Source organism: Novosphingobium rosa NBRC 15208 (assembly GCF_001598555.1).
Taxonomy (GTDB): Bacteria; Pseudomonadota; Alphaproteobacteria; order Sphingomonadales; family Sphingomonadaceae; genus Novosphingobium; species Novosphingobium rosa.
On sequence record NZ_BCZE01000043.1, the window covers coordinates 66,019 to 74,536 of the forward strand.

Annotated in this window: 8 protein-coding genes and 1 pseudogene; 2 read left to right on the forward strand and 7 right to left on the reverse strand. The window is 63.1% G+C overall.

The window, feature by feature from the left end; genetic code table 11:
* Positions 1-90: 90 nt before the first annotated feature.
* Entirely contained in the window at positions 91-822 is a 732-nt protein-coding gene (locus SR3_RS31390; protein WP_157098922.1) for a hypothetical protein, read from the forward strand.
* Between the two features lie 397 nt (positions 823-1,219).
* A pseudogene (locus SR3_RS32445) lies at positions 1,220-1,622 on the forward strand (transposase); the annotation flags it as partial.
* A 2-nt stretch (positions 1,623-1,624) separates the two neighbouring features.
* Here SR3_RS32445 and SR3_RS17155 read toward each other — a convergent pair.
* From SR3_RS17155 to SR3_RS17185, 7 genes are all read right to left on the reverse strand, one after another.
* Positions 1,625-2,650, reverse strand: coding sequence for an NADP-dependent oxidoreductase (locus tag SR3_RS17155; RefSeq protein WP_068088853.1), 1,026 nt, complete (start codon positions 2,648-2,650; stop codon positions 1,625-1,627).
* Positions 2,647-4,713 carry a 3-hydroxyacyl-CoA dehydrogenase NAD-binding domain-containing protein gene (locus tag SR3_RS17160; RefSeq protein ID WP_068088854.1) on the reverse strand — a complete coding sequence of 689 codons (2,067 nt, stop codon included), beginning with the start codon at positions 4,711-4,713 and terminating at the stop codon, positions 2,647-2,649. Before SR3_RS17160 ends, SR3_RS17155 begins: the two co-directional genes overlap by 4 nt.
* Positions 4,714-4,723: 10 nt before the next feature.
* Complete coding sequence (locus SR3_RS17165; protein WP_068088857.1) at positions 4,724-6,256, reverse strand: class I adenylate-forming enzyme family protein; 1,533 nt, start codon at positions 6,254-6,256, stop codon at positions 4,724-4,726.
* Positions 6,234-7,028, reverse strand: a complete 795-nt coding sequence (locus SR3_RS17170; RefSeq protein ID WP_068088862.1) for an SDR family NAD(P)-dependent oxidoreductase — start codon at positions 7,026-7,028, stop codon at positions 6,234-6,236. Before SR3_RS17170 ends, SR3_RS17165 begins: the two co-directional genes overlap by 23 nt.
* On the reverse strand, positions 7,021-7,359 hold the full coding sequence (locus tag SR3_RS17175; protein ID WP_068088865.1) for an EthD family reductase: 339 nt from the start codon (positions 7,357-7,359) through the stop codon (positions 7,021-7,023). Before SR3_RS17175 ends, SR3_RS17170 begins: the two co-directional genes overlap by 8 nt.
* A 3-nt stretch (positions 7,360-7,362) precedes the next feature.
* Positions 7,363-8,160, reverse strand: a complete 798-nt coding sequence (locus SR3_RS17180; RefSeq protein WP_068088867.1) for an enoyl-CoA hydratase/isomerase family protein — start codon at positions 8,158-8,160, stop codon at positions 7,363-7,365.
* A 42-nt stretch (positions 8,161-8,202) separates the two neighbouring features.
* Positions 8,203-8,518, reverse strand: a 316-nt coding sequence (locus SR3_RS17185) for a carboxymuconolactone decarboxylase family protein (RefSeq protein WP_174549160.1), incomplete at its 5' end; no start/stop codon positions are given.

Genomic DNA, 8,518 nt, shown 5'->3' on the forward strand with positions numbered 1-8,518 from the left:
GCGAAGTTTCAAGCCTTGATGGCAAGGCTGCTGGCGGCACATGCGTGAGACAGAGGAATGACGTTGAAAAAATCACATATCTGGAGAGCGATGTCCGCAATCGTGATCCTTACGCAGTCCACTCAAGGAATGAGTGCCACACCTGAAAATCCAAACAATCAAATACCAAATGGATGGGATTACTCATTCATAGGCGGCTTGAATTTAGCCATGAATGAAGATGAGTCGTCAAAATGCATAAATGAGCACCTGTCCATGAACCAGATGCTTTCCAAAGGCTCCATGAAGCAAAACAAAATCCCAACATCCTTTGGAATCAAGCTCAGGAAAACAAAACCTGACCTGGAAACATATGGCAATTTCATTATAAAATATCATCTGACGAAGATCGACGAAAACCATACATATGCAAGCATACAGGCGGTCAACACGCCTCCAGCAAATCTATTTGCCAGAGAGTTTTTAAGCATAGCCAAATGTTCTGAGGCAACAGGATCTCAGAATTCCGAAAATCCACCTTTCGAATTAGGCGAAGGATCGAAAGAAGAAATAAAAATACCAAAGGGTGAATTTTTTGCCTGCATGCTGAATAAAATCTACAATTTTAATTTATACGCTGGGAAAAATTATATCAAAGCCGTGGTTCCTGTTTATGGAATGGGCGGACCATTCACCACATTCACGTATATCATCTTCAATGAAAATGAAAAATTGTACTTATCATCTGAATTTGGTCAAGATATCATCCATGGAAAGCGCATGGTGAAATCTCAAGAGACTGTCACACAACAAGTCGAAAAATTCAGCTGCAAGTCGTTATAAATAAATACTTTTAAAGTACAGTCGATTAAATCGCCAAAACTCCAGTTTATTTTCAACCTACCCAGTTTGCATTCAATGCTGCTGGGTAGGCAATACAGCACTCGGTCATGGTCGATTCCCCCCGTCGACTGGATGCGGTCGAGATAACACCATTTACATCTCGGCGGGAAATATCTGCATGGATTACACTGGTGCCGCCACTTTAGCCCGCACGCGCTGACAAAGCCGACCCTTGCAGCCTTCGACCATCTCCTCAATAGCCGTACTCCATTCATTTCGCTGGAAAAGCCCTGCCAAAAATTCGGCGCGCTTCAAAGACAACGAGGGCGTAAACTCATAACTGGCTTGAGGTTTGTCGGTTTGCGCGATTCAGCGCCCTCCTGGATTGGAGGGATGAATGACACGGCAGCGGTATGAAGTGACAGATCGGGCATGGGCAATCATCGAACCCTTGTTGCCCAACAAGCGCGCGGGGTGCCTCGGGTGGATGACCACCGGGTGCTCAACGGGATCATGGGGCGCTTTCGCTCAGGCGTCACATGGGCCGAGGTTCCGGAACGCTCCGGGCCATCGACGACGCCTGCGAGGCCGACGCGTTGATCGAGACCATTCCTGCTGGCGCCACCCTGCCGGGCGACAAGGGCTACGACAGCAACGCCATCCGCGAGACCGCCGCCGCCCGTGGCGTTTGGGCCAAAATTCCCAACCGATCCAACCGTAAGCAGCGTTTCGGCTTCTCGCCGTGGCTCTACCGCCAACGCAATCTCGTCGAGCGCTTCTTCAACCAGATCAAACAGTTCACTTATGGATCCGGGATTTGAACAAGCAGCGTTCCCATGTTTTGGCCTTTGAAAAGCTCCGTGAAGGCGGAAGGCAAGACATCGAATCCTTCCCGGAGATCAACCCGGCTGCGGATCTGGCCGCTTGCCGCCCATGCACGAATGGCTCTCATGGCTTCGGGATAGTGCTCGGCATAATCGCCGACAACAAAACCCTCCATGCGAACCCGGCCATAAACCAGCTTCATCATATCGCGCGGCCCGGCTGCCGGTTCACCGCTGTCATAAGCGGAGATCTGACCGCATAGAACAATCCGGCCATGCGCCACCATGCGATCAACCGCAGCCTGCAAAATGTCACCACCGACATTGTCGAAGAAAATATCGACGCCTTTGGGACAAGCCGCCTTCAACTGGCCGGGCAGATCCTGCGACCGATAATCGATGGCCGCATCTGCCCCGCAAGACTCCATCAGCCAGCGGCATTTCTCCTGCCCGCCCGCCACCGCGACGACCCTGCAGCCGGCGATCCTGGCCATCTGACACACCATGGCCCCCACAGAACCCGCACCTCCCGACACCAGCACCGTCATACCCGGCCGTGGCTCTCCCACGGAGAACAGGCCGAAATAGGCGGTCAGGCTGTTGGGCGAATAGAGCGTCATCGCATCCACCGCCTCCATGCCCTCCGGGATGGCTGTCACCGGCACGGCGGCCTCATCCGGGCGCAGCACGGCATAATCCTGCCAGGGCGCAACCGCCGTGACCAGCTGGCCGACGGAGAACCGGGGGTGGCAGGACGCGATCACCTCCACAGCGGCCATGCCCCGGATCGCCTCACCGATCTCGATCGCGCCGCGATAGCTACGGCCTGGCGGATTGAGCCAGGTACGGATGGTCGGAGCGCAAGAGAAAATCCGGCTGCGCACCAGGATCTCGCCCTGTGCCAGATCGGACGGGGTGAAGGCCTCTTCCCGAAAGCCGAAATCCGTCGCGGCCACCGCGCCTTCCGGGCGATGGGCCAGCACCCAGGAGCGGTTGACGCTCATGCCTTGTCCCCAAAGCCAAGGCCTTGTTCCGCCAGCCGGACCAGCAGCGGCGCGGGCGCGAAGGTTTCGCCATGTTCGGCCTCCAGCGCGCGCATCTCGGCGACGATGCGGGGGAGCCCGATCTGGTCGGCCCAGAACAGCGGCCCACCGCGATAGACTGGCCAATTGTAGCCCAGGATCGCCGCAATATCGATGTCCGAGGCGCGCAAGGCGATGCCCTCATCCAGAATTCTGGCCCCCTCATTGACCACGGGATACAGCAGGCGAGCCAGCAAGGCATCGTCGCCGGTGGTCGGGCTTGCAGCGATGCCCTTGGCCGCCGCGACCTCCCCAATCAGCCCCAGCGTGACGGGGGATGGGCTTGGGCGACGCTGCTCGTCATAGTCGTAATAACCCGCGCCGCGCTTCTGGCCCAGCCGCCCGGCGCCGACCAGATCCCCCATCACGCTGCGCTCAGTCGCATCGCGGCCGATCACATCCAGCCCCACCAGATCCATCATCTGGAAATGGCCCATGGCGAAGCCGTAATCGACCAGCACCCGGTCAATCTCGGCAATCGGCGTGCCCTCCAGCATCATCGCCTCGGCCTGAACGCCGCGCGGGGCAAGCAGGCGGTTGGCGATAAAGCCATCGCACACGCCGCTCAGCACCGCTACCTTGCCGATCCTTTTGGCCAGCTTCATCGCGCAGGCGATCACCGGCCAGGCGGTTGCCGAACCATTCACCACTTCGAGCAGCCGCATGATATTGGCGGGCGAAAAGAAGTGCAAACCGATGACCCATTCGGGCCGGTTCGTGGCCGCCGCGATCCGGTTGAGATCGAGGAAAGAGGTATTCGAGGCCAGGATCGCGCCGGGCCGGGCAATCCGGTCCAGCTTGCAGAAGATGTCGGTCTTGACCTCCATGCTCTCATAGACAGCCTCGATCACCAGATCGACCTCGGCAAGGGCGGCAAGATCGAGGCCAGGCGTGATCAGCGCCATACGCTGCTCGACCTGATCGGCGCTCATGCGGCCCTTTTTGGCGGCCGCCTCGTAATTCCGGCGTATCGCACCCAGACCGCGATCGAGCGCCTCTTGCGTGGTCTCGATCAGCCTGACCGGAATCCCGGCGTTGAGGAAGTTCATCGTGATGCCGCCGCCCATCGTCCCTGCGCCGATCACACCGACAGAGCCGATCTCGATGGGTTGGACCTCTGCGGGCAGAGCAGGCACACGCGCGGCTTCCCGCTCGGCGAAAAAGACATGGCGCTGTGCGGCGGATTGCGGGCTGGCGACAAGCTCGTCGAACAGCGCGGTTTCGCGGGCCAGCCCCTCCTCGAAGGGCAGGGTGACGGCGGCCCTGACCGCCTCGACGATCCCGGATGGCGCGGCAAACCCCTTGAAGCGGCGCGCATTGGCCTTGGCGAAATCGGCGAAAAGATCGGGACTGGCGCGATCCGCCGCAATCCGGTCCTCGCGGTCGCGGATGCGGGGGCATCTGGCGCCATCCGCCACGATCTGCCGCGCGAAGGCCAGCGCGTCCTCGCGCAGATCCGCCTCGGCCAGCCGGTCGACCAGCCCGAGCGCAAGGGCTTCACTCGCCCTGATCTGGCGCCCCGAGGTGATGATCTCGAGCGCGGCCTGCGCCCCCACCACGCGCGGCACGCGCTGCGTTCCGCCCGCACCGGGCAGCAGGCCCAGATGCACCTCCGGCAGCCCGACCTTGGCGCCCTGCGCCGCGATGCGATAATGACAGGCCAGCGCCAGTTCGAAGCCGCCGCCCAGGGCCGTGCCATGGAGCGCCGCGACCACCGGCTTGGGGGCATTCTCGATCACATCGAAAAGATCCGCGAAACTCGGCGGCTGCGGCGCCTTGCCGAATTCGGTGATGTCCGCCCCCGCGATAAAGGTGCGCCCGGCGCAGATCAGCACGATCGCCCGCACCCCGGCATCGCCGATGGCCCGCTCCACCTCGGCCAGCAGGTCGGCGCGCAGGGCAGCGGAAAGCGCGTTGACGGGGGGATTGTCCAAGGTGATCACGGCCACGCCGTCGATCACGGCGCCGGTTGCCAAACGGGTCATTCCATCTCTCCTAAGCGGTCGGCGCGGCGGCGCGGCGGCGGCCGACCTCATCGACCGCGATCACGCCCATCGCCTTCTTGTCCAGCTTGCCCGTGGCGGTGATCGCCATGGCCTCGACCAGCACCAGATGCTCGGGCCATTTCTTGCGTGACACGCCCTGCGCCGCCATATGCGCCAGCAGCAAGGGCAGATCGACCGAGCCTTCACCAGGACGCAGGCGGCAGACGGCACAGGCCTGCTCGCCCAGCTTGCGCTCCGGCACGGCGACAACCGCTACCTCGGCAATGGCGGGATGGCGCAGCAGCGCCGCCTCCACCTCGGCGGGATCGATGTTGAAGCCCCCGCGGATGATCTGATCCTTGATCCGGCCCACCACCCGCACGAAACCATCCTCGTCCCGCAGGATTTCGTCGCCGGTGAGGTAGAAGCCTTCGGGCGTCATACGCTCCTGCCCCGCGCCCAGCCCCTGCGCATAGCCCAGGAACAGCGACGGCCCCCGCACCCCGGCCTGCCCGCGCTCACCACGCGGCAGGGGGTTGAGATCGCTGTCGAAAGCCTCTTCCTGCGTGCCGGGAAAGGGGATGCCATCGAACATCTGGCGCCGTTCCAGCGAATGGGTGGGCCGGGTGGAAGCATGGCCCATGCATTCGGACATGCCGAACATGCGCAAGGCTTTCAGTCCCAGCAGGCGGTCGGCATCGGCGATCAACTCGGCGGTCATGGCGCTGCCGCCCACCGCCATGGCGCGCAGCGGCAGGTTGCCCTGCCATTCGCCCAGCCGCGCCGCCTCCACCATGGTGAAGAGATGGGTGGGCACGGCAATCGCCCATCCGCAGTGATAGCGCTCGGCGCGGCGCAGCGCCTCGGCCGGGATCCAGGGATCGACCAGCACCAGCGGATGACCCAGCGACAAGGCGAAATGGGCGGTGAAGGTGAAGCCGGGCGCGCTGTCGAGCGGCACGATGCCGAGAATGGCGTCACCGGCCTGCAATCCCGCGATGGAGGCGCAGGCGCGGGTCGCGTAATTGAGCGCCCCGGCGCCATGCATCACGCCCTTGGGCATGCCGGTGCTGCCCGAGGTGAAGCCGATCAGCACGCATTGCGCATCGCGCGGATCCTGCGAGCGCGGACCAGTCACCGCCGCCACCGCCACCGTATCGGCATCCATGGCCGTCACTTTGGCGCCATGGCCCAGCAGCGATTCCAGCAGGGTCAGATCGCCTTCCCCCAATTTTGGCGAGACGGGGCAGAAGGTCGCCTCCAGCGATGAGGCCGCCAGCGCCGTGGCGATGGTCGCGGGGGTCTTGTGGGCAGCCACCAGCACCCGCGATCCGGCACCGATGCCCACCCCGGCAAGGCGCGCGGCGATGTCCAGCGCCAGATCGCGCAACATCCCCCGGCTCCACAAGCGGTCCTGACAGTCGGCCAGAGCCAGCGCATCGGGATCGGCCAGAGCGAGCCGCTCGAACTGCGGCCAGAGCCTTTCGGTGCCCCATTCGAAGGGGGGATGGTCGAGATGGTCAGGCAATGGATTGTCCTCCATCGACAAGGAAGGTCTGCCCGGTGATGAAACTCCCCGCGCCCGAGGCGAGCAGGGCCAGCGTGCCCGCCACCTCCCCCGGCAGGCCGAAGCGGCCCATCAGAATGCCGGCGCGGGTCTTCTCCTGCGTTGCGGCATCGAGCGTTTCGGTCATGCCGGTCTCGATCGAGCCGGGGGCAATCGCGTTGACGCGGATGCCCGAGGCCGCCCATTGCGCCGCCAGATTACTGGTGAGATGAACGATGGCGGCCTTGCTGGTGGTGTAAGGCACCACCTGCCCGGCATCGGGCGTGTAGGACAGGAAGGCCCCCACCGAGGCTATGTTGACAATCGCCCCCCCGCCCTGCGCGATCATATGCCTTGCGGCATGGCGGCAGGCCAGAAAGGTGCCGGTGACATTGACATCCATCACCTTCTGCCAGCCCTTGAGCGGAATGTCCTGAGGCAGGCCCCACCACGAGGCCCCGGCATTGTTGACCAGAATGTCGAGCCCGCCCAGCCTGTCGACCACCGCCGCGATGGCCTGCTCGACCGAGGCCTCATCGGCGATGTTGCAGGACAGGCCGATCGCCGGCACGCCGAAGCGCTCGGACAGCCGGGCGGCGATGGCCTCGCAATCCTCGCCCTTGCGCGAGGCGAGCGCCACCGCGCAGCCAAGGTCGGCAAGGGTGGCCGCCATGGCTTCGGCCAAGGCGCCCCTGCCCCCCGTGATCAGCGCGCGCTTGCCATCCAGCCGGAACTGCGCGGCGGTGAAACCGGGCGTGAAATCAGCCATGGGACGCTCCTGCCAGAAGATCGACCTCCTGCGTGATCAGGATGATCCGCCGCCCGCCCATGCCTTTGGTCTGGGCCGTGGCGGCCTTCCATTCCGGCGAGGCGAAGGCGGCGTCGAGCGCGGCCTGATCGGCGAAGGTCAACACAGCATGGCCGTCCCAGCCCGGCGCTTCGGGATTGTCGTAATCCCTGGTCACCGCGCCGTGGCGATAGGCCTGCAGGCCCGGCACGATCCTGGCGGCATCGGCGTGAGGGCCGCGCCACCAGGTGGTGAACCGGTCATGCGTCCAGTCCGGTGGCCGGCTGGCCAGAACGACCATGCTGACAGCCATGGCTTACTTGCCCGTCCAGACCGGCTGGCGCTTTTCGAGGAAGGCCGCAACGCCCTCCTTCGCATCCGCCGAGTGATGGACGACATTGCAGGTCATCGTCTCAAGCGTGATAAGCGAGTTGGTATCGGCATCCATGCCGCGGTTGACCGCCATCTTGGTCATCCACATGCAGAAGGGGCTCTTGTCGATCAGCGGGGCGCAGAAGTCCTGAATCAGCTGCTCCAGCTGGTCGCCCGGCGCCGAGGCGTTGCACAGGCCCCATTCGACGCATTCCGTGCCAGACAGCAGCTTGCCGGTCAGCATCAGCTCCTTGGACTTGCGCATGCCGATGTAGCGCGGCAGGCGATAGATCGGCCCGGCGCCGCCGAACAGCGCGCGGCGAATATGGAAATCGCCGATCTTGGCGTCATCGGCGGCAAGGCCGAAATCGCAGGAGATGAACAGCTCGAAACCACCCGCGACGGCATAGCCTTCGACACAGGCGATGGTCGGCTTCTTCATGTTGTAGATCTTGTCATAGGTGCGCGCCGAGTCGATGGCGAGCTGCAGCGAGGTGCTGGTTTCATGCAGCACCGGCCCGACCAGCTGGCCCAGATCCGCGCCCGCGCAGAAAGTGTTGCCACGGCCCCGGAACACCACGGCCAGCACCTTGCTGTCTTCGGCGGCGCGGTCGACGGCGACCTCCAGATCGCGCAGCAATTGCGGGCTGACGCAATTCTTCACATGCGGGCGGTTCAGCCAGATCGTGCAGATGCCGTTCTCGGCCACTTCGTACTGGATCACATCCTTTTCGGGTTCCACAATCTCTCTCCTTTGGAAAATATTCGTTATATAACAGGATGCTCAGCGCGGCAGGCCGCCCTCCTCGGGCGGGGCCAGCATGCCGCCCACCGCCATCCAGGCGGCGATCCCGGCAGCGGGAACGGCACAAAGCACCGCTTCGGCAATCTCTTCGTCGCTGGCGCCCGCCTTGCGGGCCCCGCGCACATGGGTGGCGGCCATCGGGCTGTAACCGGCGGCCAGGATCGCCAGCAGCAGCAGCTCGCCATGTTTGGGCGAGAGCGGATTGGCATCGATGCTGCCGCGCCGCATCAGATAATAGGCATCCGCCGCCCTGGGCACGAGCCGCAGCATCTGCTGCAGCGGCGGGGGAATCGTG